This is a genomic window from Rhodococcus sp. NPDC003318, assembly GCF_042879035.1.
Lineage (GTDB): Bacteria > Actinomycetota > Actinomycetes > Mycobacteriales > Mycobacteriaceae > Rhodococcus_G.
The window spans coordinates 261286-286452 of the sequence record NZ_JBIAOU010000003.1; the positions used below are offsets into that span (position 1 = coordinate 261286).

Below are 25167 nucleotides of genomic sequence, written 5' to 3' on the forward strand. Positions count from 1 at the left end.
TTCGGGGAGGATCCGCACCCGGGTGCCCGCACAAGGGGTACCCGGGTGCGCGGGGAATCAGACCGCTGCCGGCTCCGACACCGTCAGCGTGCCCTTGACGTAGTCGATCGTCGGGTCGTCGGTCCAGTGCACGATGGTGCGTCGGCGCAGCATCGCCCGGAACTGCTCGGTGGTCTTGACGAGGACCTCGCCGCTGCCCCAGTCGAGGATCACGCCGTACTGCCGTACGCAGTCCATCTCGTTGATCAGCCCGGACCGGTACTCCTCCGAGACCTCCTGCGCGTCGCGTTCCATCCAGGCGTGCCGGTTGTCGCGGATGTACGCGCGGGCCTTCTCCGTGGCCGCGACATCCACTTCGTACTCGAAGATCTCGGGATCGACCTCACGGATGACCACGCCGTAGTCCTTCTCGGCGCGCTCGATCGAGACGTAGCCGTCGATCACGTCCTCCAGGACCGCGTCGACGTCGCGTTGGAGCGCGTCACCGAGTCCGCCGCCGCCGGCGGAGGGGCGGGTGAACTCGTCGCCGGCCTTGATCGGAACCGCCGCGAAGATCGACCCGAGGTACTGCTCGTCGTCGGTGCCCTTGTTCAGCCAGACGCCGTGCGGGATCGACGGCAGGCCGCCCCACAACCCCCAGGTCACCGAGCGTTCGCGGTCGCAGCAGTACGACATCACCGTATTGCTGCTTCCCAGGAGCCGGCCGCCCTTCTCCGCGCCCAGGCCGCCCCGGTACTTGCCCGGACCACCGGAATCGGGGAGGAGATCGTGGCACGAGGTGAGGACGGGCGCCAGGCGTTCCTGCCCCTCGAAGGGCTGGGTGCCGTACTGGACGCCGAACACCGCGGCGGACGCGTTGTAACCGTCGGCGCCGTTGCGGGCGCCCCAGCCGCCCATCATCCAGTCGTACCACATGAAATTGGGGCTGCCGTTCTCGCGACCGTCGCGGCCACCGACGAGGAGGTACTCGAGGTTGAAGGTGCAGGCCATCGCCCGCTCGGGCAGGATGTCCGACCACACCTCGAACACCGAGCTCATGATCTTCTCGAACGGGCCCGAGCAGAAGCCGGCGCACGGTGACGGCCAGTCGGCGTTGACGACCGACCCGAGCGGGCCGAGATCGGCGGTGACGACACGGTAGAACCCCGAATTCAAAGGGATGTCGGGGAATTGCATCTTCGTGCCGGCGACGATCCCGGCGAACGAGCCGCCGAAGCCCGCGTTCAGCATCGACGAGATCGACGCGTGCGAGTCGCTCAGGTCGTAGTGCACGGTGTCGCCGGAGATCGTCATCTTCATCGTGACGGGGATCAGCCCCTCACCCAGCGCCGGATCCTGGTCGATGTAGTCCTCGGTGTACCAGACACCGTCGGGCAGTGCCGCGATCTTCGCCCGGGTCAGCTCCTCGACGTAGTCCTGGACCTCCACCATCGCGGTCTTGATCGTCTCGACGCCGTACTTGTCGCACAGACGCTGGATCTCGCGCTCCGCAACCCGGGTGGCCTCCGCCTGCGCCTGCATGTCACCGATGATGTCCCGCGGATTGCGGGTGTTCTTGGCGATGAGATACGCGACATCCTCCAGGAATTCGTCCTTGCTCCACAAGCGGGTCGGCGGGATGCGCAGACCTTCACCCATGTGGTCGAGCGCCTTGACGTTGAACGAGCCGGGGGTCGCGCCTCCGACGTCGGCCCAGTGGCCGTTGGCCTGCGCGTAGCCGAGGAGCTCGCCCTGGTAGTAGATCGGGCGGATGATCCGGGTGTCGTTGAAGTGGCTGCCGCCCTCGTAGACATCGTTGATGACGAAGACGTCACCCGGGTGGATGTCGCCCTCGAACTGGCGGATCACGGCCTTCGCCGTGTAGTGCAGTGTGCCGACGTGCGCGGCGATGTCACCCGTGCCCTGCATGACGGTGTTGCCCTCGGGATCGCAGATGGCCGAGGAGAAGTCGCGTGAGTAGATGACGAACGAGTAGCAGGTCCGGAGGATCTGTTCCGCCATCTGGTCGACGGTGTTGATGAAGGCGTTCTTGAGGACTTCGAAGGTCACCGGGTCCAGTGATGTGGCCATGTTCATTACCCCTAACGAATTCAGTTGCAACAGAACGAGTTGTATTGGTCTACGCCTGGTGTTCGAGGATGAGATTTCCCCACTCGTCCACACGCGCCGTCGTGTGCGGCGGGACGACCGTCGTCGAGTCCAGCTGGTCGACGATGCACGGACCGGACAGCACGGCTCCGGGCGGCAGCTCGGCGCGGTCGTAGACCGGGGTGTCGAGCCGGTCGACCTCGTCGGGGAAGAGCACCTGTCGCACCTCCGTGGGTGTGGGTGCGAAGCCCGCGGGATCGACCAGCTCCGCAGGACGCGCGTCACGGCGGGGTGTCAGGCCGATGGCACGGACGAGAACGCGGTAGATCTCCACGCTCGAGTCCTCGGACGCGAAATTGTGCTCCCGGAGGTGGGTTTCGTGGAAGGTCGCGACCACGTCGTCGAGGGTGGTCAGCGCAGCGGTGACCGGAACGGCGATGGCGCGCCACTGTCCGAGATACCGCATGTCGAGGTAGTACTCGAAGATCATGTCCGACTCGTCGACGTGCTCCGCCGCGAGGCGTTCACGCCCCTGGGCCTCCAGTTCCCGGAACGACTCCGCGAGGTGGTCGAGGTCGGCCTCGGCGGAGTCCGCGAGGTACATCTTGGTGAGGTCGTGCTGGATGTCGACCAGCATGCAGCCCATCGCGGAGGTGACGCCGGGATGCGGCGGGATGATCACCGTCGGGATGCCCAGGTCCTTGGCCAGGTACGCCGCGTGCAGCGGCCCGGCGCCGCCGAAGCCCACCAGTGCGAAGTCGCGCGGGTCGTGGCCCTTCCTGATCGAGATCAGGCGGATGGCATCGGCCATGTTGGCGTTGGCCACCTTGATGATCGACTGTGCGGCGGTCTCCACATCCAGACCCAGTGGCGCGGCGACCTTCTCGACCGCGGTGCGCGCGAGCGACTCGTCGAGCTCCTTCACTCCGCCCGCGAGCTTCTTGCCGACGGTGCCCAGGATGAGGTTCGCGTCGGTGTTGGTCGCCAGCTCTTCCTGTGCGCCGTAGCAGGCGGGTCCCGGCTCCGAGCCGGCGGACTGGGGACCGTTGCGGAGCGATCCGGCGTCGTCCAGCCAGGCGATGGAGCCGCCACCGGCGCCGATGGTGAGAACCTCGATGCTGGGGAAGCAGATCGGGTAGCCGAACTCGACGCTCCACATGTTGGTGGTGCCGAGCACGCCGTTGTCCGTCAGGGACACGTCGGTGGAGGTACCGCCCATGTCGAACCCGATGGAGTTCTCGTATCCGCACATGCGGGCGATGTGACGACTGGCGATCGCACCGGCCGCGATCCCGGAGGCGGCGAGGCGTGCGCCGTACTTCTCGGCCATCGCCGGCGTCATCACGCCGCCACCGGAGTGCAGCAGGAGCACGTCGTTCGCGTAGCCGTTCTCGGCGAGGCGGCCCTCGAGAGTGCGGGCGTAGGGGCCGATGATCGGTACCAGTGCCGCGTTGGCGACGGTGGTGGAGAACCGCTCGTACTCGAAGATCTCGGGATGCACGTCGCTGGAGGTGGTGATCGCGACGCCGGGCAGCTCCTCGGCGAGGATCTCCGCCATCCGGTTCTCGTGGTCGGGGTTGGTGAACGAGTTCACGAAACAGACGGCGATCGTCTCGACACCCCGGCGCCGCAGGATCCGCGCGACGTCGCGAGCCTGCACCTCGTCCAGCGGCTCGAGGACCGTGCCGTCGTACCCGATCCGTTCACGCACCGTGATCCGGTGGCGGCGTGGGACGAACGGCTTCGCGACCTCCTGGTAGGGGTCCCAGGTCTCGCGGTCGCCCCGGCGGATCTCGATGACGTCGCGGAACCCCTCCGTGGTCACCAGGGCGACCTTCGGGAACTTGCGGGTGATGAGCGCATTCGTCGCGATAGTCGTTCCGTGCGAGAAGAACTCGACGTCCTCCCAGCTCACGCCGGCCTGCCTCATCCCGGCCAGGACGCCCTCGATGGGGTCGGCCTGGGTGGGGTACTTCGCGGTGGTGATCCTGCCGTCCTCGTGCTGAACGAACACGTCGGTGAAGGTTCCCCCGATGTCGACCGCTGTGCGGATCTTCGCGGGCCTGCTGATGGCTTCTGTCATGTCGGCCTCCTGTCGGTGTGTCGCTGTCCGGGTGCCAGAGAACCCGGTGCCGGGGACGTCGACAATTGGTCCTTCGGACGACGAGGCGGGGCCGGATGTTGGAGACCGATACAGGTCGTGGAGCGCCGCCGGGGCCGTGACCAGGCAGAACGGAGGTCATGTCGTTCGTTACCCGGATGTGTCCGACATCCGTTCGCAACCGGCGGTCATCGAATCGCAACAGGGCTGCGCGGTACCGGCCCGCGGCCTCGACTCCGGCGTGTGAGGCGTTGTGGGCGGACGTAGAGTGACCTCACCGCCGCGGGAAGGTCGCCGTCGAGAGGAGCGCACGTGAAGGTCGGCATGCTGTACTCGCTCACCGGCGCGCTCGCCGACATGGAGAAGTCCATCCTCGACGGCGCCCTCGCCGCGGTACACGAGGTGAACCGGGACGGCGGAATCCTCGGCGAGCCCATGACTTTCGCCGTCTACGACGACCGGTCCGAGGTCGCATCGACGGCCCGCGGGATCGACCACCTGTGCCGAGAGGAATCGGTCGACGTGATCGTCGGTGGATACACCTCCGCGAGCCGGGTCGCGATGCGTCCGGCCGTCCACGCGAACCGGACCCTGCTGATGTACCCGACGTACTTCGAAGGCGAGGAGTCGGACCCGCGGGTGTTCTACTGCGGTGCTTCGCCGAATCAGTACATGGTCGACTACCTCGGGTGGATCGCGGGCACCCTCGGTCGCCGGATCTACATCGTCGGTTCCGACTACATCTATCCCCGGGTCCTCGGGGAGTCGATCAACCGGATGGGTGAACACTGGGGCGTCGAGACTGTCGGGAACTGGTACGCCCCACTCGGGGAGACGTCGTTCGGAGCGGTTCTCGCGGACATCGACCGCAAGAAGCCGTCCGTGGTCGTCTGCAATTTGGTCGGGCGCGAATCGACGACGAGCTTCTACACCCAATTCCACCGAGCGGGGTACACGGCGGACACCCTGCCGATCGCCGCGACCGTCACGACCGCGATCGACCTCGCCCACATGCCCGCGGAGGTCAGCGACGGCCACTACATGGTGGGGACGTACTTCTCGCGCATCGAGTCGGAACTCAACGCCGCGTATCGACGGTCGCTCGTCGAGATCCGCGCTCAGGAACGGACGCACGCGGCGCAGGTCGGTGCGTACAACGCCGTCCACGCGCTTGCGCTCGCGGCCGAGCAGTCGCCGTCGCTCGATCCGGACGATCTGGCCGAGGCGCTCCTCCGGGTGCGCTTCGACGGGAACCCCGAGGGGCTGCCGTTCTACTTCCGGAGCAACCACTACAGCGCGCACCCGACGTACGTGGGGCGGGCCTCGGGTGGTGACTACGAGGTGATCGCCGAGTTCCGGCCGCGGCTTCCGGAGCCGTGGTGGGAGGGGCGGGTTCCCGTAGGTCATGGCTTCCGATCCCCTCGAGAGGGATCAGGAGCCACGCCCTGACGCCGTTCACCTGACTCGTACAGGGTGAGCGCGAGGTAGAAGTCGGTCCGGTCGGCGGTGGCCTGTAGTCCGCGCCCGGTCAGCCGTTCGATGCGGCCGAGTCGGTACCGCAACGTGTTGATGTGGATGCCCAGTTCGGACGCCGCCGCACCCCAGTGCCCGTCGAGTGCCAGGAACGTCCTGAGCGTGTGCAGGTACTGCGACCCCTTCTGCTCGTCGTACTCGATCACCGGCTGGAGCAGTGCGCGATGCAGGACGGCGGCGAGCTTCGGCTCGGTGGACAGCAGCGTCGCCGCCAACGGCGCCGGGAGCGGTGTGGCCCCATCGTCGTTTCCCGAGGTGCGCGCCTGACGCTCGGCGAGCTGGCGCGCGCTGATCAGCCCACGAACGAGGTCGTCGCTTCCGTGCAGGACGCACGAACTGGCACCGACGGCCGGGCGGAAGCCGTACTGCCGCTCCACGAGCACTCGTAGGACGTCGAGATCGTCGTCGAAGGTGGGATTCTCGTTCGGATCACCACTGTGCTTGCCCGAGATGGTGATGAGTGCGTAGGCGTTCCCGTCATGGGTTCCCGCGACACAGGGTTGACCGCTGCGGAGTCCGAGATCGCGTAGTGCGGCCGCGATCTCGTCGACCTGCACCCTGGCCGTGTCCGGGGGCACCAGCGAGACCGCGCGGATGCGGCTGCCCGTCGTCAGGCCGAGTGAGCTCGCCCAGGGATCGAGCGCCTCGGTCGCGACCGTTGCCGCGATGAGTTCCCGGATCAGCGCGGACTCCGACTGCTGGCGGGCCGTGCGGGCCACCTCCACCGCCTGCGCGTACGCGTCGAGTTGCTCGGCGAGCGCACGCACCCGGCGTGAATCCCACGGCGTCCGCTGCGGATTCACCAGCGCCATCGTGCGTCCGGACCGGGGCAGGGTCGTGTTGACGACGGCTGGTGCCGCGGCGATCCGGTCCAGCGTGACCGGGTTGCGTGCGAGAACCTTCCGCAGGCGATCCGATGTCGGTGGGGGCCTGCGGGAACCACCGACCACGCATCCCCGCATCACCAGCCAGGCGTCGATCTCGCTCGCCCCGACGAACGAGTCGACGACATCGCCTATCCGGTCGGCAGCCGTCGGCCGCTCGGCAGAGAGGGCACGGTCCGACGGCCGGATCACCGCTGCGACCTGGTCCAAGCGCAGGTTCGACGGGAGCAGGAAGACGGGAAACGACTGCCGCACACACTCGGAGAGGAATTCCGGTGGGAGATTGACGTCGTTGTTGTCGACGATCACCGCGACTCCACCCGCCGACCGCAGGGTGGCCGTCAGCGCCGCCGGTGCGGGCAGCAGCGGCCACGCCGAGGACGGCACGTACACCGCGCTGTTCCCGGGCAGATCCGCGGGCGGGCCGCCGTCCACCCGGTGCACCCCGTCGATCCTGGTCCGTCGCGTCCGCACGAGCGCGTCGGGCGTGAGGGAACGCAGGCCCGCGTGATCGGCGAGATCACCTATCGTGGCCAACCGTCACTCCCTCTCGGCGCAGAATCGTGAGCCGATTATGTCGCCCCGCGGGGATCCTTTCGACTCGTGGCCGCGCCGGGGACGACCGGAGGGCCGGACCTCGCGGTCCGGCCCTCCGGCTTCCGATCACCTGACGGGTTGGTCAGCGGTTCAACAGCGTGCGCATCGCCTCGGCGGCGCCCTTGACCATCCGGTCGCGGGGGAAGCCGCTACGCTTCCGGGCGGCCGGGTAGTTGCCGCCCGCCACCCACACCGGACCGTCCTCGATGTGCTCGAGGCCCTCCCGGGCAGCGTCCTCGGGTTCCTGCACGATCATGCCGGGGACGTCGAAGTTGAGTCCGGCGCGGACCATGGCGGGAGTGCGGGTGACGCCGAGGACGAGTTCGACGACGTGCACGCCGTGCGGTGCGAGCTCGAGCCACAGGCTTTCGGCGAACACCCGGCTGAACGCCTTGGACGCCGCGTAGATGCTCTGGTGCTCGGAGCCCATGTACCCGGCGAGCGAGCCGAGCAGCACGATCCCGCCTCGGCCCCGACTCTTCATCAGCGCGCCGAAGTGGTGCGAGAGCTCGAGCTGCCTGGTGATGTTGAGGTCGATCACGCCACGGAACCCGTCGAGGTCGCCGGTGACGAACTCGTGGCCGTACGAGTTGGCGCCCGCGTTGAAGATCAGCAACCCCACGTCGAGGTCGTCGGTGACCGTGCGGATCTGTGCGAGCGCACTCGTGTCGAGCAGGTCCAGCGACAGGGTCCGGACCTCGACTCCGTGCGCGCGCACCTTGTCCGCGGTCTCCTCGAGGGGGCCGGGTTTGCGGGCGATCAGCACGAGATTGAAACCGGCCGTGGCGAGTTCGTCGGCGAACGCCGATCCGACGCCCTCGGAGCCGCCGGCGATGACGGCCCACGGGCCGTACCTGTCGATGTCGATCATGAAGGTCCCTCTCGTCGGGTCGTGTCAGTGTGCGAGTTGCGGTTTCGGGACCGGCTCCTCGTTGGTGATCGCGATGCGCCCCTCGTGTGCGGCGCGCTCGATGGTCGCGGTCAGCGCCTCGCACCGCATCGCCGGAGCGCCCGGCCGGCCCTCCCGGCCGGTCCAGTCGTGGATCTCCCGGCAGGTGCCGCGCGCGGTCTCGGTCCACTGCACCGCGGTGTGTTCCCAGCTGTGCTTGAGCACCTGCACGCAGGCGCCGCAAGCGTCACACGCCAGCGGCCGCATTCTCGCGGGCCCTTTCGAGGTTGGCCTCGACCTCCTTCTGCCAGGCGGCGACGGCCTTCGTGGTGTCCATCTCGTGCTCGAACCGGTCGACCATCTCGGGGGTGACGTCGGCACGGTCGACGTAGAACTGCTCGTACCAGCGGCGGAGTTGGTAGACCGGGCCGTCCTCCTCGCACAGCAGCGGGTTCTCGATGCGGGTCTTGTTCTTCCAGATCGCGATGTCCTGCTCGAAGCCCCTCGCGATGAAATTGCCGAAGCTCTGCGCCATCTCGTGCGCGGCGTCTCCCTCGAATCGGTCCGACTTCCTGACGATGATGCCGTACATCAGCACGAACTTGTCCGGCGAGACGGGATAGTGGCAGTTGATCAGAACCGACTCCACGTCGTAGCCGTCGTACTGGTACGTCAGGTCGTCGATCATGAACGAGGGGCCGAAGTACGAGGCGTCGGAACGGCTTCCGAGCATTCTCGGGGTGCCCGCCGCGTGGGGCCGCATGTCGTCGCGGGCCTGACCGCGCATGAACTGGCTCGCCACGTTGCCGTCGAAGACGTTCTTGAAGAACGTCGGGAACGAGTAGTGGACGTAGAAGAAGTGCGCCATGTCGACGATGTTGTCGACGATCTCGCGGCAGTTGGTGTCGACGGTGGTGGTGTACCAGACCCAGTCGGACCATTCGTCGGACAGTGCGCCCTCGATCCGGGGAATGTACATGTCCTCCTCGCCCGGGGCCTTCCCCTCGGGGTCGTGCCAGACGAACAGCATGCCGTCCTGCTCGAGTGTGGTCCAGGCGCGGGTGCGGGCCAGCGGGGGAACCCGGCGGGCGTAGGGGATCGACGTGCAGCGTCCCTTTCCTCCCCAGCGCCAGTCGTGGAACGGGCACGCCACCGAATCACCCTTGACCGCACCCTGACTGAGGTCTCCACCCATGTGCCGGCAGTACGAGTCGAGGATGTTGAGCTTGCCCTCGCTGTCGGCGAAGACGACGAGTTTGGTTCCGAATGCCTCGACTCCGTGCGGTGTGCCGTCGGCGAAGTCCTTCGCGAGCCCGAGGCAGTGCCATCCTCGTGCGAACCGGGTCGGTGCGGCACCCGCCTCGATGATGCGGACTTCGTCGGGCTGCGTGCTGGTCACGGGTCGTCCCTTTCGTTCGAGCGGTGCCGCGACGCGCGGCGGGATCGTGGCTTCGGACGCTAACGACGCGGGTGACCGGTGATCGGCGGGGTCTCACTGGCCGGGATCCCCGAACGGGCCGGACTGCGGGTTCCCACGCTCGGCGAGCCGTTAGCATCGGACGAATGGACAACGATGTTCTCGGACGGGTGCGGAACGTGCTGCCCACCCTCGCGGAGCGGGCGCGGGAGACGGAACTGTCCCGCCGGGTGCCGGACGAGACGATCCGGGCACTGGTCGAGGCCGGGGTGTTCCGGATGCTCCAACCGGCACGGTACGGGGGACTCGAGACCGACCCGGTGCACTTCTACGAGACGATCCGCGCGATCGCGGGGGCGTGTGGGTCCACCGGGTGGGTCGCCGCGGTGCTCGGCGTGCACCCCTGGCAACTCGCGCTGTTCGACGACGCCGCCCAGTCGGAGGTGTGGGGCGAGGATCCGGACACACTGATCGCGTCGTCGTACGCTCCGGTCGGCACCATGGTCCGCGTCGACGGCGGCTACGAGGTGATGGGCTGCTGGCGGTTCTCCTCGGGTGTCGACCACTGCGGATGGGCGTTGCTCGGCGGGTTGCTCGTCGACGACCGCGGCGAGGCGATCGACACCACGACCCTGCTGCTGCCGCGGTCGGACTACCAGATCCGCGACACCTGGGACAGCGTCGGTCTGCGGGGCAGCGGCAGCAACGAGATCCTCGTCGAGCGTGCCTTCGTCCCCGATCACCGGGTGATGCGCAACTACGAGTTCTCCCAGTTACGCGGACCCGGTCAGAGGGTGAACACCGGTCCGCTCTACCGGATTCCGTTCGCGACGGTGTTCAGCTCCGCGATCGCGGCACCCGTGGTGGGGGTGGTGGCCGGATGCTACGAGGAGTTCCTGGCCCGGATGCGGGACCGGGTGCGGCTGAGCCTCGGCGGTGGCCGATACGCGGAGGACGTGTTCGCTCAGGTCACGGTGGGGCGGGCGTCGTCGGAGATCGACGCGTCGATCCTGCAGATGGATCGCAACGTGCGCGCGCTGATGGACGTGGCCGCCGCGGGTGGGGAGATCCCGATGCAGTTGCGGCTGCGGGCCCGGCGCGACCAGGTGATGGGCACCGAACGCGCCCTCGATGCGATCGACAAACTGTTCAAGACCTCCGGCGGTAACTCCCTCGACGTCGGCAACCCGATCGAACGGGCGTGGCGGGACGCCCACGCCGGCGGCGTGCACGTCGCCAACGACACCGAGCGCGGCCTCGCCCTCTACGGGCGCGGCGCGCTCGGACTGCCGGTCGAGGACAACATGATCTGACGGCCGGCGCTCAGGGAGCCGGGGCGGTGTCCGGTGTCGTCACGAACCTGCGGGCCAGGTTCGGTTCGTCGGACGGGCCCGGCGTCCAGGACGCGATCCACGGACCCGTTCCCTCGCTCTGGTCCAGTACCCCGGTCTCGAGCCAGGTGTACTCGCCGCCGAGCAGATTGCCCGCGATCCGGTGATCGAGCTCGTCGGTGTTCTCCCACAGGCCCGCGAACAGGCGGTCGATCCGCAGCCGGGACTGCCGGCAGAAGACGTCGGCCAGTTCGACGGCACCCGTGCCGCGCGCCGGGTCGGCGGCGCGTTCGCTCTCGGCGCGCACGCACGCCGCGGACATCGCGAACAGTTCCGCTCCGATGTCGACGATCCGGCCGAGGAACGCCTGGTGTTTCTCCATGCCCGCCTGCCAGCGCGTCATGCCGTAGAACGTGGACCTCGCGAGTTTGCGGGCGTTTCGTTCGACGAAGCGCAGATGTGTTGCCAGTGAGTCGAATTCGCTGTACGAGTTGGGCAACTGTCCCTTGCCCGACACCAGGTGCGGGAGCCACTTCGCGTAGAAGCCGCTGGCACCCAACGCGGCCTTCGCCTTGTGCTGGAGGTCGGCCTTCGGGTCCGCGAGGTCGCCGGCGGCACTGAGATGCGCGTCCACCGCTTCGCGCGCGATCAGCAGACGCATGATCTCGCTCGACCCCTCGAAGATCCGGTTGATGCGCAGGTCGCGGAGCAGCTGTTCCGCCGGGACGGCGCGCTCGCCGCGCGCGGCGAGGGACTCGGCGGTCTCGTAACCGCGGCCACCGCGGATCTGGATCAGCTCGTCGGCGATCCGGCAGGCCATCTCGCTGGCCCACAGTTTCGCCAGGGCCGCCTCGATGCGGATGTCGTTGCGGCCCTCGTCCGCCATCTGCCCGGACAGCGCCAGTGCCGCCTCCATCGCGAAGGTGGTGGCCGCGATGAAGGACAGTTTCTCCGCGACGGCACCGTGTTCGCCGACCGGGTGGCCCCACTGCACCCGTGCCGCGGACCACTCGCGCGCGATCTTCAGCGACCACTTCCCGGCCGCCGTGCACATGGCCGGCAGGGCGAGACGGCCCGCGTTGAGGGTGGTCAGGGCGATTTTCAGGCCGTCACCCTCGCGTCCGATCAGGTTCTCGGCCGGCACCCGCACCTTGTGCATCCGGGTGACGCCGTTCTCGATGCCGCGCAGTCCCATGAACGAGTTGCGGCGTTCGACCGTGATGCCGGGGGAGTCGGCCTCGACGACGAACGCGGTGATGCCGCCGCGGTGACGACCCTCGACCTTCGGCACCCGCGCCATCACGACCAGCAGTTCGGCGACCACCCCGTTCGTCGTCCACAGCTTCACGCCGTCGAGCTCGTACGCGGCGCCGTCCTCGATCGGGGTCGCGGTGGACGCCATCCGTGCCGGGTCCGAACCGACGTCCGGTTCGGTGAGCAGGAAGGCGGAGATCGCGCCCTTCGCGCAGCGCGGCAGGAACTTTCGCTTCTGCTCATCGGTCCCGGCGAGCTTGAGTGGTTCGGGGACGCCGATCGACTGGTGCGCGGACAACAGTGCACCGAGGCTCGGATGGACCGACCCGACGAGCATCAGTACCCGGTTGTAGGCGACCTGGGACAGGCCGAGTCCGCCGTACTCCTCGGGGATCTTGAGCCCGAAGCAGCCGAGTTCGGCGAACCCGCGGACGTACTCGTCGGGGATCATCGCGTCGCGTTCGATCACCGATCCGTCGAGGGTGGCGCAGTACTCGCGCAGTTTCACGAGAAACCGCTCGGTCTTCGCCGCGTCCTCGGCGGAGGGGACGGGGAACGGGTGAACCAGGTCGAGACGGAACCGACCCAGGAACAGCTCCTTGGCGAAGGACGGTTTCTCCCAGCCGCTTTCGCGGGCCTCCTCGGCGACCGCGCGCGCCTGCTCCTCGCTTACCTGGGCGGGTGACACCATGATGCGCCTCCTCGACGACGGCGTCGGAGTGAAAAAGCTACCCGTGAGTATTCTCCTCGCCCGCGGTTTGCGGAACCCCCTTGCAGGGCGGTTCCGCCACTCGTGAGCGGCTCGGCGGTCCAGGGACCCCGAACCGCGCACGAGTGGATGCCAGAATCGAGACACGGGAGGTGGCGATGACGGGTACGGCGAAGCCGCCGGCGTACACGATGCGGCAACTGTTCGTGTTCGTGGCGGTGGCGGAGACGGGCACGATCCGGGCGGCGGCCGACCGCCTGCACGTCTCGCAGTCGGCGGTCTCCCTGGCGCTGACCGAACTCGAGCGGGGGCTGCGCTCGCAGCTGTGCGTGCGACGCCGCGCGCACGGTGTGCAGCTGACCCCGACGGGGGAACGGGTGCTGGTGCGGGCCCGGGCCCTGCTCGAGCAGGCGGGTGACCTGGCGGCCGCCGCGGCCGGTGCGGAGGGCGAGTTGACCGGTCCGCTCGCGATCGGCTGTTACTCGTCGCTCGGGCCGACGCTGCTGCCGCGGCTGCTCTACGAGTTCAACCAGCAGCACCCACGGGTGACGGTCGACTTCGTCGAGGACAACCAGGACCGGTTGGACGGGCGTCTGACGTCGGGTGAACTGGATCTGGCGATCGTCTACGACCTCGACCTGTCGCCGGCGCTGCACCGGACCCGGATGGACACCCGGCAGCCGGCGATCCTGCTGCCGTCCGGGCATCGGCTGGCCGACGCCCCGGTGCTCGAACTGGCCGAACTGGCCGAGGAGCCGATGGTGCTGCTCGACGCTCCGCCGAGTTCGTTCCACGCACTGCAGACCTGCAACCGCGCCGGGTTCACACCGCGAATCCGTTACCGGCCCAAGAACTTCGAGACGGCACGCGCGCTCGTCGGGCGCGGGCTCGGCTGGACGCTGCTGATCCAGCGTCCCCAGTACGACGTCACCTACGAGGGACTGGGGCTGGTGGTACGCCACGAGGTGAACCCGCCGATCGAGCCGGTCGACATCCTGCTGGCGTGGTCGGCGAACGTGCTCCTGAGCAAGGCGGCCCGCGCGTTCATCGACTTCGCGTCGGCGGACCCACGGCCGGATCTGCAGGATTTGTGAGCATTCACCCCTGATTCTTGCGCTTTTCACGGATTGTGATCGGCGTCAAGATGCATGGAGGCCGCAGTGGACGGTCACGCGCCGGTCGGGTGGTTGTCCCGCTCCACCGGCCACGCGTCCCCGGGCGCAGTTCCAGGAGTGAAAGGTCCCAACCATGACCGCTACCGTGTCGGAGCCCCCTGCCCTCGCGCAGTCGCGGCACCGCAAGGCCCGCCGGGCCGCACTGGGCAGCTTCGTCGGCACCGCGATCGAGTGGTACGACTTCTTCATCTACGGCACCGCCGCCGCGCTCGTCCTCGGCCCGCAGTTCTTCCCCGGGACGTCCGACCTGGCCGGCACCCTCGCCGCGTTCGCGACCCTCGCGGTCGGCTTCGTCGCCCGCCCCATCGGTGGTGTCGTGATGGGACACTTCGGCGACCGGGTGGGACGCAAGTCGATGCTCGTCGTGTCACTGATGCTGATGGGCTGCGCGACCGTGGCGATCGGACTGCTGCCGAACTACGAGTCGATCGGGGTCCTCGCCCCGATCCTGCTGGTGACGCTGCGCTTCGTCCAGGGCCTCGGTGTCGGCGGCGAATGGGGTGGCGCGGTGCTCGTCGCCACCGAGAACGCCCCCGAGGGACGCAAGGGCCTGTACGGCGCCGCACCCCAGATCGGCGTTCCCGCCGGTGTTCTCGTGGCCAATCTCGTGTACCTGCCGTTGACGGCGTTCATGAGCGACGGGACCTTCGAGTCGTGGGGTTGGCGAATCCCCTTCCTGCTCAGTGCCGTTCTCGTCGTCGTCGCGATGTGGATCAGGCTCGGGCTGGAGGAGAGCAGCGAGTTCACCGAGTCGAAGGAACTCGCGCAGGACGCGGCGCTGCCGATCCTCGAGGTCCTCACCAGGCACTGGAAGACCGTCCTGCTCGCCGGCGGCACGTTCATCGCCACCAACGGTATCGCCTACGCCTACATGGTCTATGTCCTCAAGTACGGCGAGACCGAACTCGGCTTCACCAAGACCACCATGCTGTTCCTGCTGATCGGGTCGTGCCCGTTCTGGATGGCGGGCATGGCCCTGAGCGCGTGGAAGTCCGACACCCTCGGCCGACGCCCCGTCTACATCCGCAGTTCCGTGGCCCTGGTCGTCGTCGCCGCTGCCTTCTTCCCGCTCATGGACACCGCGGTGCTGCCGGTGATGGCCGCCTCGATGATCGCGCTCGGGTTCGTCCTCGGCTGCTGCGCCGGGCCGCAGTCCGCGTTGTTCGCGGAGCTCTTCCCGCCGGCGATCCGCTACTCGGGCGCCTCGCTCGGCTACCAGATCGGCGCGATTCTCGGCGGCGGGCTGGCCCCGATCGTGGCGACCGCGCTGTACGCGAGTTTCGACACCTCCCTGGCGATCACCGGCTACTTCGCCGCGATCGCACTCGTCAGCCTCCTCAGCATCCTGGCGTTGAAGGCGCCCGCCGCCTCGTCGTTCCGTCCGTCTGAGCAGGAAGCGGTGTAGTCCGTGTCGACCTACTACCAGCCCGTGAAGTACCCCGCATCGGACTTCGCGTCCATGACCGCCGCCGACGAGACGCTGCCCGTCGTGGTCGTCGGCGCAGGCCCCGTCGGCATGGCCGTCGCACTCGGTCTCGCCCAGCGCGGCATCCCCGTCACGATTCTCGAAGCCGCGGACCAGGTGTCGTTCGGCAGCCGCGCGATCTGCATCTCCCGGCACAGCCTCGAGGTGGCCGCGCGCCTGGGCTTCGGCGCCGAGCTCGAGAAGATCGTCCTGCCGTGGGTGGGGGGACGCAGCTTCTACCGGGACCGACAGGTGCTGCATTTCCGGATGCGCGACGCCGACCACGACGTCCGGCCCCCGATGATCAACGTCTCCCAGTCGGAGTTCGAGCAGATCATGGTCGACGCGATCGACGCGAACCCGCTCGTCACGCTGCACTGGTCGGCGAGCATCGCCGGTGTACTGCGCACCGACGACGAGGTGACGCTCGAGGTGGCCACCGCGTCCGGCACGCGGCACCTGCGGGCCCGCTGGGTGGTCGCCGCCGACGGCGGACGCAGCCGGATGCGGGAACTCGCCGGAATCCGGATGCAGGGCAACAACTACGACGGACGCTACGTCATCGCCGACATCCACTGGGAGTCGGAGATGCCGGCCGAGCGGATGGTCTGGTTCGACCCGCCGAGCAACCCCGGGTCGACGATCATCATGCACAAGCAGCCCCGCGACATCTGGCGGATCGACTACCAACTCGACTCCTCGGAGGACGCGGAGCTCGAGACCCAGGAGCACCGCATCCGCGACCGGATCACGCGGCATCTGGCGTGGCTCGAGAACGAACTGCCGTGGACGCTCGAATGGCACGGCTTCTACAGCGCCCGCGCGCTCGCGCTGCCCGACTTCACACAGGGGCGCATCGTGTTCGCCGGCGACGCGGCCCACCTCGTCCCGATCTTCGGTGTCCGGGGGCTGAACTCAGGCATGGAGGATGCCGAGACACTCGCCTGGCAGCTGGCCGCGGTGATCCACGGTAACGCGGGAGCCGAACTGCTGCAGGCGTACTCGGTGGAGCGGCACGACGCGTGGCGGCAGAACGTCGCGAACGCGGGCAAGAGCACGCTCATCATGTCGCCCGGCAGTCACGGTTACCGGACGACCCGGGACGCCATCCTCGCGCTGTCGGTGCACCGTCCGGAGTTCAGCCATCTGATCAACCCGCGTCAGTCCAGTGCCACCAACGCACGGATCTCGCCGCTGACGTGGCCGACGGCGCTCGGGACCACCGGCGTGGCATCGGGAGACCCGGTCGAGGACCGTCGGGTGACGACGGGCGACGGCATCATCACTTCACTGAACCTGCTGCGCGGCACCGGTTTCGCCGTGATCGGCGTCGGAGTGGACGCCGGCCGGCTGGCTGCGGCGTCCACGACCCTCTCCGACGCGGTCGCCCCGGAGTCGGTGCGCGCGGTCCTGGTCGGTGCACGTGCAGCGGACGCCCCGGTCGCGGTCGTTCCCGACGCGCAGGGCGACCTGGCCGCTGCGCTGGGTGCCCGGCCCGGCGAGGTGTTCGTGGTGCGTCCCGACGGCCTGCTGCTGTGCCGCATCGACGATCTCGCCCGGATCGACGACGTGGTCGCGCACCTGGCACTCGGCGATGCACCCGCCGGCGCATCTGCCGCGGTGGACGGCGGTCCCGCGATCGATCCGGCCGAACTGCGCCGCGAAAACGTGTGGATGGGCCTGTCCGACGCACTCGACCAGGCCGGCGCCGACGATCGGGAGGGGTTCCTGACCCGGCTCGCTCTCGTGCTGGGATCCCAGGTCGGTCAGCGCGAGTTCGAGGAGGCGATCGCGGTCGCCGCCGACGCCGCGTCGGCGAGCCGGGAGGATGCGGTCGTCCGCTGACGACGGATGGACAACGCCCGGGCCGCAGGCACATGCCTGCGGCCCGGGCGTCGTCGTGCGCCGACCGAGCGCGTGGTCACCGCAGCAGCAGTGCGCCCAGCCTACGGGCCGCGGCCATCACGGCCTCGCCGTACTGTGCCTCGTTCGTCGCGTCGAACACCGAGACGCCGATGCTGGCGAGGTCCTCCGGCCGCCGGTTGGGCAGGGCGGCCGAGATGCCGGTGACCGAGTGGGTGACCTCGCCGGACGTCACCGCGAACCCGCGCTCGCGGGCGCGGCTCACCTCGGGACGTTCGCCCTCCCTCGGGGGTAGCGCGGCCAGCATCGCCAGTCCCGCCGACCCCCGGTTCATCGGATCGACCTGTCCGGGGTGGAAGCCGACGTGTGCGCGTGAGTTCCGCGGTTCGATGACCATGAGTGCGCGCACCGCGTCCGCGCCGTCCCGGACCGCGAGGTGGGCGGTGGCCTCCACCGTGTCGGCCAGTTCCTCGAGGATCGGCCGTGCGAGTTCCCGCAGGTCCTGTTCCACGGATCCGGCGAGCGAGACCAGGCCTGCACCGAGCAGGATCCGCTTGCTCTCGGTTCGCCGGCACAGGCGGTGCGCCTCGAGGGTGCGGACGAGGCGGTGCGCGACGGTGCGGTGCACCCCGATCCCGTCCGCGACCTCGGTGATCGTCAATCCGTACTTGTGTTGCGTCAGCAGTTCGAGGATCTCGAGGCCGTTGTGCAGCGTCTTCGACATTCCCGAGTCGAGCTCGACGCGCCCGCTCTGTACTGCGCTTTCGTTCGCGGACTCGCCCGATCGACCGGGTGACATGCAGACCCTCCCTTGACTCCTGTGAGGTGAAGCACCTAGTGTTCACCTTAATCGCACTATGTGTTCGATTATCGCACACATTCAAGGTTGACGCAATCCCCGCCGAGGTGCCGGGATGCCGGAGGAGTTCGACGTCGTGAACGGGATCGCCCACGAGGACATCGGTCTGCTGGCCGAGGTCCACCAGTTGTACGGCCGCCAGAGTCACCTGATCGACGAGGGGGCCGCGGCCGAGTGGGCGGCCACCTTCACCTCGGACGGGGAATTCCACTCGCCGAGCTACCCGGCCCCGGTCGTCGGCGGCGCGGCGCTCACGGAGTTCGCCCAGCGGTTCGCCGACGGCGCGTCCGCGGCGGGAGAGGTGCACCGGCACGTGCTGACCAACATCGCGGTCGCCGCGCTCGGTGACGAGGAGCTCGAGGTCCGGGCCTACCTGCAGATCGTCGCGACCCGGATCGGCGGGGAGTCCCGCCTGGTGCGGTTCACCACCCTCACCGACCGGGTGATCCGGGAGGACGGGCGGTGGCGGATCGCGCGGCGCACCGTCCGTCGCGACGACGCCGCCTGATGTCGCGGCCCGGAACCGCACAGCCGGGCCGCTCGAAACTTGTGCAGTACACAGCAATTTGGAGGAATTTCACATCATGACCGAGACCGCAGCCGAGAACCCCGGACGCACCGACGCCACGCAGATGCTGGCGCTGTACCCGGAGATGGCAGGCAAGGTCGCCGTCGTCACCGGCGCCGCCCGCGGCATGGGTGCCGCCTTCACGGCCGGCCTGGCGACCCGCGGCGTGAACGTGGTGGCCGCGGACATCAACGAGGGGCAGATGTCCGCCACCGCCGACGAGATCAACGCCGAGCTGGCCGAGCGGTCCCTGGCCGACAAGCCCGGACGCGTCCTCGGCGCCCGCGTCGACGTCACGAAGTCCGACGACCACGAGGCCCTCGCACAGGTGGCGCTGAAGGAATTCGGCCGCATCGACTTCTGGATCAACAATGCGGGCATCTTCCCGTTCGCGCTCGTCGAGGACATCTCGCCCGAGCAGATCTCCGCCGTGCTCGACGTCAACGTCGAGGGAGTGCTGTTCGGCTCGCAGGCCGCGGCACGCCACATGGCGGAAGGCAGCGCGATCGTCAACATGTCCTCGGTCTCGGCGGTGCGCAACCGTCGTGGTCGCGGCGCGTACTGCACGTCCAAGGCGGCCGTCGCGCATCTCACCCAGTCGCTCGCGGTCGAGCTCGGCGACAAGGGAATCCGGGTCAACGCCATCGCCCCCGGCTACATCGACACCGAGATGACCCGCTGGGTTCGCGAGGATCCCGCCGCCCTGGCGAACGCCCTCGACTCCGTGCCGCTGCACCGACTCGGCTCCCCGGAAGAGGTCTTCGGTCCGCTGCTGTTCCTGCTCTCCGACAGCGCCCGCTACGTCACCGGACACTCCATCGCCGTCGACGGCGGTTCGCGCCATGTCTGATCAGGCTCGGTACCCCGGGGTCGTCCTCGTCACCGGCGCCGCCGGCGGCATGGGCGCCAACCACGCCAAGGCGCTTGCCGCGCGGGGAGTGCACGTGTGCGTCGCCGACGTCGCGGACACCTCCGCGGTGACGGCCGAGATCGAGGCCGCCGGTGGCAGTGCGTCGGCGCACCGGCTGGACGTCGCGGATTCCGCGGCGTGGACCCGTGTGATCGACGAGATCCGTTCCACCAAGGGCGAACTCGGTGGCCTGGTCAACAACGCCGGCATCAGCAGAAGGCTCGAGTTCATGGACACCCCGGACGACATCTGGGAACTGACCATGCGGATCAACCTGTTCGGCCCGTTCTACGGGATGAAGGCCGCGGCTCCGCTGATGCGGGACAGCGGCGGCGGATCGATCGTGAACATCTCGTCCATCTCGGGTCAGGTCGGCTACTTCTCGCCCGCGTACGCGTCGAGCAAGTGGGGGCTGACGGGGCTGTCGAAATCCGCGGCCGGCCAGTTCGCCGGGTGGGGCATCCGGGTGAACTCGGTGCACCCCGGATTGGTGGGGACGGCGCTGGTCGGCGGAGCCGACGCGTTCATCGGCGCGTCACTGCAGAGCATTCCGGCCGGCCGCATGGGCACGGTCGACGAGATCACGGATGCGGTGCTGTTCCTGCTGTCCGACCGGTCCACGTACATGAACGGCAGCGAGGTGACGGTGGACGGAGGTCTGGTGTCCAACGGGCTGTACCACCGCATCGTCGCCGAGTCGGGAGGAGTTCTCTCATGAGTGAAGACAACTGGGACGTCGTCGTCATCGGCGGCGGCGGAGCCGGGCTCGCGGCGGCGGTGTCCGCGGCCGAGCAGGGTGCGTCGGTGCTGCTGTTCGAGTCGCAGACCGAACTCGGCGGCTCGACGCAGCTGTCCGCGGGCCTGTTCACCGCCGCGGGGACGAGCGTCCAGCGCGGGCTCGGCATCGAGGACACCGCCGAGAAGTTCTTCCAGCACTACATGGACCTCAACCACTGGATGCTCAAGCCGGGGCTGGTCCGCGCGTTCTGCGAGAACGCCGGGCCGACGCTCGAGTGGCTGATCGGCCTGGGCGTGGAGATCCCAGCGCGGGAGTCGGCCAACGCCCACGTGCCCGGTCTGTGCCAGGCCGGTGTCGAGGACGTCTGGCGCGGTCACGTGCCGAAGGACCAGGGCTACGGTCTGGTTCAGGTGCTCGACAAGGCCCGCCGCGACCGCGGTGTCGAGGTGGTCCTCAACACCCGCGTGCAGTCGCTGATCGTCGAGGACGGCCGGGTCGCCGGTGTCGTCGCCGACGACATCGAGGTCCGGGCGTCCACGGTCGTCATCGCCAGCGGCGGGTTCGCGCAGAACAAGGAACTGGTCGACAAGCTCTATCCGTTCGCGAACCGGGGTGGGGACTCCCTCTTCGTCGTGGCCGCGCCGGGCAGCCAGGGCGACCACCTCGGCTTCGGTGAGCAGGTCGACGCGGCGGTGACCGGTGAGGGCTGGGGCCTGATGCTCCCGACCGCGTACTTCCAGCGTTACCACCACTGGCAGTCGGGCTTCCCTCCGAAGTCGCGGATCTACGTCAACGGTGACGGTCGCCGGTTCATGGACGAGGACGCGTCGTACGCGGTCTCGACCGGGATCATCGACGCGCAGCCGGACGGCGCCTGGGTCGTGTTCGACGACAGGGCTCGCACGAATCTTCCTGTGGGCTACACTGATTGGGCTCCAGAACGGATTCTCGACGAGGCCGATTCCGGGCGGACGCTCCGAGCGGACTCGCTGGCGGAACTCGCCGGGGCGATGGGAGTGCCCGCCGACGCTCTGGAGGCAGCCGTCGCGCGATGGAACGATCAACTCCCGAACGGTGTCGACGACGACTTCCTGCGTCATCGCACCCTCGCGAACAAGGGTTCGGACGCCGACCCGGACCCGATCGACCAGGGCCCCTTCTACGCTGCCCGGTTGCTGCCCGCCGAGCTCGTGTGCACCCACGCGGGCGTCGAGATCGACAGCAACGCATCCGTACTGAATCGGACCGGTCGTCCGGTCGACGGACTCTTCGCGGCCGGCGAGGCCGGGGCCGGCATCCTCGGCCTCCGCTACGTGGGCGGCGGCAACGCCGTGGCGAACGCCCTCACTATGGGCCGAATCGCCGGAATCAACGCCGCGCGCACCGCACGCGGTGAGTCGACGACGTCGACGGCACTGACAACTGCAGGAATTTGACACCGAGCGTGTTGCGTACCACACACTTGCAAAGGACCATCCATGCCAACGAACGACACAGTGGAGCCCGCGGTTCGTAACCCCGAGCCCGCCCGAGGACCGGAATCCGTGCAGACAGAGACCCAGCCGAAGCAATCCACCGTCAAGGTGGTTCGTGCTGCCATCGTCGGTACCGTCGTCGAGTACTACGACTTCGGCATCTACGGCTACATGGCGACGATCATCGCGTCGCTGTTCTTCGTCTCGGAGAGCGACACCGCCGCGCTGCTAGGCACGTTCGCGACGTTCGCGGTCGCGTTCTTCCTGCGCGTACCCGGCGGCATCTTCTTCGGCCACATCGGCGACAAGTACGGCCGCAAGAACGCCCTGTCCTGGACCATCCTGCTGATGGTCGTCGCGACCGCGGCGATCGGCCTGATGCCGACGTACGTCACGCTGGGGATCTGGGCGACCGCGATCCTGGTGCTGGCGCGCTGCCTGCAGGGCTTCGCGGCCGGCGGCGAGCTCGGCGGTGCGAACGCGTTCGTGTCGGAATCGGCTCCGGCCAGGTGGCGGGCGTTCCAGACGTCGATGGTCAACACGGGTACGTACCTCGGTTCGCTCGTCGCGTCGTTGGTGGCGCTCGGCCTGACGTCGGTGTTCACGGACGACCAGATCCAGTCGTGGGCCTGGCGGATTCCCTTCCTGCTCAGCGTCGTCATCGGGGTGATCGGTGTCTGGATCCGAAACCACATGGAGGACACCCCGCAGTTCAAGGAGCTCGAGGACAAGGGTGAGACCGCGAAGGTTCCGGTCAAGGAACTGCTCAGCAGCTCCGGCGGCGCCCTCGTGAGGATCGTCTTCCTCGGCGCGCTGATCACCGGCGGCTACTACATCGCCTCCGTCTACGCGGCGACCTACCTGCAGAAGGCGGGCGGGCAGTCGTCCACCGTCGCGTTCCTGTCCACGTCGCTGGCTCTGGTCCTCGGTGTGATCACGCTCCCGATCGCGGGCTACCTGGCCGACCGCCACGGCCGCAAGCCGGTGCTGTTCGCCGGCACCGTCGCCGCCGTGGTCCTGGGCGTCCCGATGTTCATGCTCATGGCGGGTGGCAGCATCTGGCAGGCGATCGTCGGGCAGTCGGTGCTCTTCATCGCCGTCTCGGTGGTCAACGGTGCGTCGTACGTGACGTACGTCGAGATGCTCAAGGCCTCGGTCCGTTACAGCGGTCTCGCCCTCGGCAACAACATCACCAACATGGCCCTCGGCGGTACGGCACCGTTCATCGCGACGTGGCTGATCTCCGTCACCGGCAACAACCTCGCGCCGGCCTTCTACTTCGTGTTCTGCGCGCTGCTCACCCTCGGTGCGATCTTCTTCGTCAAGGAGACCAAGGGCATCGAGTTGCGGGTCGACTAGAGACCGTCCCGACCGACCACGGGCCCCGCCGACAACGACGTCGGCGGGGCCCGTTCGTACGACAGGAGAAACACCCATGTCGCTCGTCGACAAGCAGGAGATCGCCGAGGTCCTCCATCGCTACGCACGGGCGGTCGACCGCAAGGACTTCGACCGCGTGGCCGACTGCTACTTCCCCGACGCGATCGACAACCACGGTGGCTACGTCGGCACGGTGGACGGTCTGATCGAGGACATGAGGTCCCGGCACGCCACGATCGACTCCTCGCTGCACTACATCACCAACGTGCTGATCGACCTCGACGGCGACACGGCGAACGTGGAGTCGTACTGCCTGTGCTACCTGCGGCAGGCCCCGGCGGGGCCGGGCGGACCGCAGTCGCGAACCACCGTCAAGTGCCGGTACGTCGACCGCTTCGAACGACGAGACGGGCAGTGGCGCATCGCGGACCGCATCGTCGTGTTCGACGAGTCCGTGACCGAGGAGATCGTCGACGGCCTCGACGCCGCCTGGGTCCGGTCCCGCCGTTCGCCCGAGGACCCGGTCTTCACCCGCACGCCCTGACCGGGACTACTCCTTCGAATAGTCGGTGCTGAGCCACTTCTCGGGCCGCATCCGTACCAGGATCGACTTCGCGGTGACGTTCTGCGCGGCGTACGCCGTGCCTTCCGCCCTGCCGAGGTAGCGCACGGCGATCGCGTTGGCCTGGTCGGCGGTGATCGCCGCGATCGAGGTGACGGGCCCCTCGGCCGTGACGTACTTGTAGGGGACCTGTTCGACCTGCGCGGTGAGTGAGAACCGGCCGGCCGCCGCGAGCAGATCGTGCTTGACCGTGTCCGTCTCGGTCCACAGCAGAATCTCGCCGCCGGGTTCGTAGCCGTACCAGATGGGGACGGCCAACGGCGCCCGGTCGGGTCTCTCGACCGCGATCACCCCGACATGTGGCTCTGCCAGGAACGCCTCCCGTTCCGCCCTTGTCATCGTCGGCATCGCACGATCCTTTCGACAGGCCTCGTCTCCGGAGACAACGAGGTGCCCTGGCCGAGGTGTTCCCGAGCACACCGCAACGAAACGGGGGTGTGGAACCCTCCCCGGTCCGACCGGTTGTCGTTCCCCACCCACTCTCGTGACGCCACGCCCTGGAAGTAGTTAAGATACATATCAATTTTGCGGCGGGGTGGGGTTCTGGGCATCCGGCCCCGGTGATGCCCCGGGATAGGGTGGCGGGATGAGCGGGCAGGGTGCGCGGACCACGCGCGACGAGTCGGAGCACGGGCCCGGGCCTCTCGACTTCTGGTCCTTCATCGATCTGGCGAACGAGCGGCTGAGCACGGAGTACGGGTCGTCGCACCAGCTCGCGACGCAGGTGCTGCTCACGCTGAACCGGGCCGCCAACGTGGTGACCTACGACCTGGAGTCGTCGGTGCACCGGCCTCGGGGCCTGTCGTGGTCGGCGTTCCGGCTGCTCTTCGTGACCTGGTTGGCCGGTCCGATCGAGTCCAAGACCGCCGCGAAGCTCACGGGGATGAGTCGCGCTGCCGTGTCGAACCTGACGAAGACGCTCGTCACGGCGGGGCTGCTGGACCGGACGCCGGACGAGCGGGACGGTCGCTCGGTGCAGCTCTCGCTCACCGAGCGGGGACGCCGCGAGATGGCGGACACCTACCGGGAACACAACGAGCGCGAGTATGCGTGGGCCAGTGTGCTCACCGAGGCCGAACAGCACGTCCTCGTGATGCTCCTCGACAAGCTGATCACCAATCGCAGTCAGTTCGACGTCCGCGGCCGCAACTGATCCGAGTGCGCCCGCTGTGGTTGCCAACACGCCCACAAAATAGTTAATGTGTTTACTAACGCTCGCGACGTGAGCCGGTGGCGCAGGCCGCACGCAGCCACGTCGGTGCGTCGACAAGCAGACCGGAGTCCGCCGGAGTGGAGACACGAGCGCGA

The 25167-nt window shown here is 68.3% G+C and carries 21 protein-coding genes; 12 read left to right on the forward strand and 9 right to left on the reverse strand.

Translation table 11 applies throughout. The features are described from left to right. Positions 1-57: 57 nt before the first annotated feature. Together ACFYVR_RS08605 and ACFYVR_RS08610 are read right to left on the reverse strand one after the other, a co-directional pair. A complete protein-coding gene (locus tag ACFYVR_RS08605; RefSeq protein WP_387471690.1) occupies positions 58-2070 on the reverse strand; it encodes a hydantoinase B/oxoprolinase family protein in 2013 nt (670 codons plus the stop codon). 49 nt (positions 2071-2119) lie between these two features. Then, on the reverse strand, positions 2120-4171 hold the full coding sequence (locus ACFYVR_RS08610) for a hydantoinase/oxoprolinase family protein (RefSeq protein ID WP_387471691.1): 2052 nt from the start codon (positions 4169-4171) through the stop codon (positions 2120-2122). Positions 4172-4501: 330 nt separating this feature from the next. On the opposite strand from ACFYVR_RS08610, the gene ACFYVR_RS08615 reads away from it, so the two are divergent. Beyond that, the gene (locus ACFYVR_RS08615; RefSeq protein ID WP_387471692.1) at positions 4502-5638 is read left to right on the forward strand and encodes a transporter substrate-binding protein; all 1137 of its coding nucleotides are present in this window, start codon (positions 4502-4504) and stop codon (positions 5636-5638) included. On the opposite strand, the gene ACFYVR_RS08620 is transcribed toward ACFYVR_RS08615, so the two are convergent. From ACFYVR_RS08620 to ACFYVR_RS08635, 4 genes are all read right to left on the reverse strand, one after another. Beyond that, the gene (locus ACFYVR_RS08620) at positions 5593-7143 is read right to left on the reverse strand and encodes a PucR family transcriptional regulator (RefSeq protein ID WP_387471693.1); all 1551 of its coding nucleotides are present in this window, start codon (positions 7141-7143) and stop codon (positions 5593-5595) included. The genes ACFYVR_RS08615 and ACFYVR_RS08620 overlap by 46 nt on opposite strands. Positions 7144-7285: 142 nt before the next feature. Beyond that, complete coding sequence (locus ACFYVR_RS08625; protein WP_387471696.1) at positions 7286-8074, reverse strand: SDR family NAD(P)-dependent oxidoreductase; 789 nt, start codon at positions 8072-8074, stop codon at positions 7286-7288. A 24-nt stretch (positions 8075-8098) separates the two neighbouring features. After that, entirely contained in the window at positions 8099-8323 is a 225-nt protein-coding gene (locus tag ACFYVR_RS08630; protein WP_387471698.1) for a hypothetical protein, read from the reverse strand. Positions 8324-8339: 16 nt separating this feature from the next. Beyond that, positions 8340-9491: a Rieske 2Fe-2S domain-containing protein gene (locus ACFYVR_RS08635; protein WP_387471701.1), complete on the reverse strand. Its 1152-nt coding sequence runs from the start codon at positions 9489-9491 to the stop codon at positions 8340-8342. A 164-nt stretch (positions 9492-9655) separates the two neighbouring features. Here ACFYVR_RS08635 and hsaA point away from each other — a divergent pair, with 164 nt between their 5' ends. Further along, positions 9656-10822: a 3-hydroxy-9,10-secoandrosta-1,3,5(10)-triene-9,17-dione monooxygenase oxygenase subunit gene (gene hsaA / locus ACFYVR_RS08640; RefSeq protein WP_387471703.1), complete on the forward strand. Its 1167-nt coding sequence runs from the start codon at positions 9656-9658 to the stop codon at positions 10820-10822. Positions 10823-10832: 10 nt separating this feature from the next. Here hsaA and ACFYVR_RS08645 read toward each other — a convergent pair whose 3' ends face one another. Further along, positions 10833-12785 (reverse strand): acyl-CoA dehydrogenase family protein, encoded by a 1953-nt coding sequence (locus ACFYVR_RS08645; protein WP_387471705.1) that lies wholly within the window; start codon positions 12783-12785, stop codon positions 10833-10835. 176 nt (positions 12786-12961) lie between these two features. Here ACFYVR_RS08645 and ACFYVR_RS08650 point away from each other — a divergent pair, with 176 nt between their 5' ends. The 3 genes from ACFYVR_RS08650 (at position 12962) to ACFYVR_RS08660 (ending at position 17288) form a co-directional block, all read left to right on the forward strand. Further along, positions 12962-13897 carry a LysR substrate-binding domain-containing protein gene (locus tag ACFYVR_RS08650; protein WP_387471708.1) on the forward strand — a complete coding sequence of 312 codons (936 nt, stop codon included), beginning with the start codon at positions 12962-12964 and terminating at the stop codon, positions 13895-13897. Between the two features lie 154 nt (positions 13898-14051). Beyond that, positions 14052-15383 (forward strand): MFS transporter, encoded by a 1332-nt coding sequence (locus ACFYVR_RS08655; RefSeq protein WP_387471711.1) that lies wholly within the window; start codon positions 14052-14054, stop codon positions 15381-15383. A 3-nt stretch (positions 15384-15386) separates the two neighbouring features. Further along, positions 15387-17288, forward strand: coding sequence for an FAD-dependent monooxygenase (locus ACFYVR_RS08660; RefSeq protein ID WP_387471713.1), 1902 nt, complete (start codon positions 15387-15389; stop codon positions 17286-17288). Positions 17289-17364: 76 nt separating this feature from the next. On the opposite strand, the gene ACFYVR_RS08665 is transcribed toward ACFYVR_RS08660, so the two are convergent. Further along, positions 17365-18105 (reverse strand): IclR family transcriptional regulator, encoded by a 741-nt coding sequence (locus ACFYVR_RS08665; RefSeq protein ID WP_387471715.1) that lies wholly within the window; start codon positions 18103-18105, stop codon positions 17365-17367. A gap of 115 nt (positions 18106-18220) precedes the next feature. Between ACFYVR_RS08665 and ACFYVR_RS08670 the strand changes: the two genes are divergently transcribed. The 6 genes from ACFYVR_RS08670 (at position 18221) to ACFYVR_RS08695 (ending at position 23781) form a co-directional block, all read left to right on the forward strand. Beyond that, a complete protein-coding gene (locus tag ACFYVR_RS08670; RefSeq protein WP_387471717.1) occupies positions 18221-18673 on the forward strand; it encodes a nuclear transport factor 2 family protein in 453 nt (150 codons plus the stop codon). A gap of 76 nt (positions 18674-18749) precedes the next feature. Then, a complete protein-coding gene (locus ACFYVR_RS08675) occupies positions 18750-19583 on the forward strand; it encodes an SDR family NAD(P)-dependent oxidoreductase (RefSeq protein ID WP_387471719.1) in 834 nt (277 codons plus the stop codon). Further along, positions 19576-20361 (forward strand): SDR family NAD(P)-dependent oxidoreductase, encoded by a 786-nt coding sequence (locus ACFYVR_RS08680; RefSeq protein ID WP_387471721.1) that lies wholly within the window; start codon positions 19576-19578, stop codon positions 20359-20361. Before ACFYVR_RS08675 ends, ACFYVR_RS08680 begins: the two co-directional genes overlap by 8 nt. Beyond that, entirely contained in the window at positions 20358-21818 is a 1461-nt protein-coding gene (locus tag ACFYVR_RS08685; protein WP_387471723.1) for an FAD-dependent oxidoreductase, read from the forward strand. The genes ACFYVR_RS08680 and ACFYVR_RS08685 overlap by 4 nt, the downstream gene beginning before the upstream one ends. A 108-nt stretch (positions 21819-21926) precedes the next feature. After that, on the forward strand, positions 21927-23216 hold the full coding sequence (locus ACFYVR_RS08690) for an MFS transporter (RefSeq protein ID WP_387471725.1): 1290 nt from the start codon (positions 21927-21929) through the stop codon (positions 23214-23216). A 76-nt stretch (positions 23217-23292) separates the two neighbouring features. After that, positions 23293-23781: a nuclear transport factor 2 family protein gene (locus ACFYVR_RS08695; protein WP_387471727.1), complete on the forward strand. Its 489-nt coding sequence runs from the start codon at positions 23293-23295 to the stop codon at positions 23779-23781. A 6-nt stretch (positions 23782-23787) separates the two neighbouring features. Here the strand turns inward: ACFYVR_RS08695 and ACFYVR_RS08700 are convergent, their stop codons facing one another. After that, the gene (locus ACFYVR_RS08700) at positions 23788-24207 is read right to left on the reverse strand and encodes a pyridoxamine 5'-phosphate oxidase family protein (protein WP_387471730.1); all 420 of its coding nucleotides are present in this window, start codon (positions 24205-24207) and stop codon (positions 23788-23790) included. Between the two features lie 238 nt (positions 24208-24445). Here ACFYVR_RS08700 and ACFYVR_RS08705 point away from each other — a divergent pair, with 238 nt between their 5' ends. Beyond that, positions 24446-25012, forward strand: coding sequence for a MarR family winged helix-turn-helix transcriptional regulator (locus tag ACFYVR_RS08705; RefSeq protein ID WP_387471732.1), 567 nt, complete (start codon positions 24446-24448; stop codon positions 25010-25012). The last annotated feature ends 155 nt before the right edge of the window (positions 25013-25167 follow it).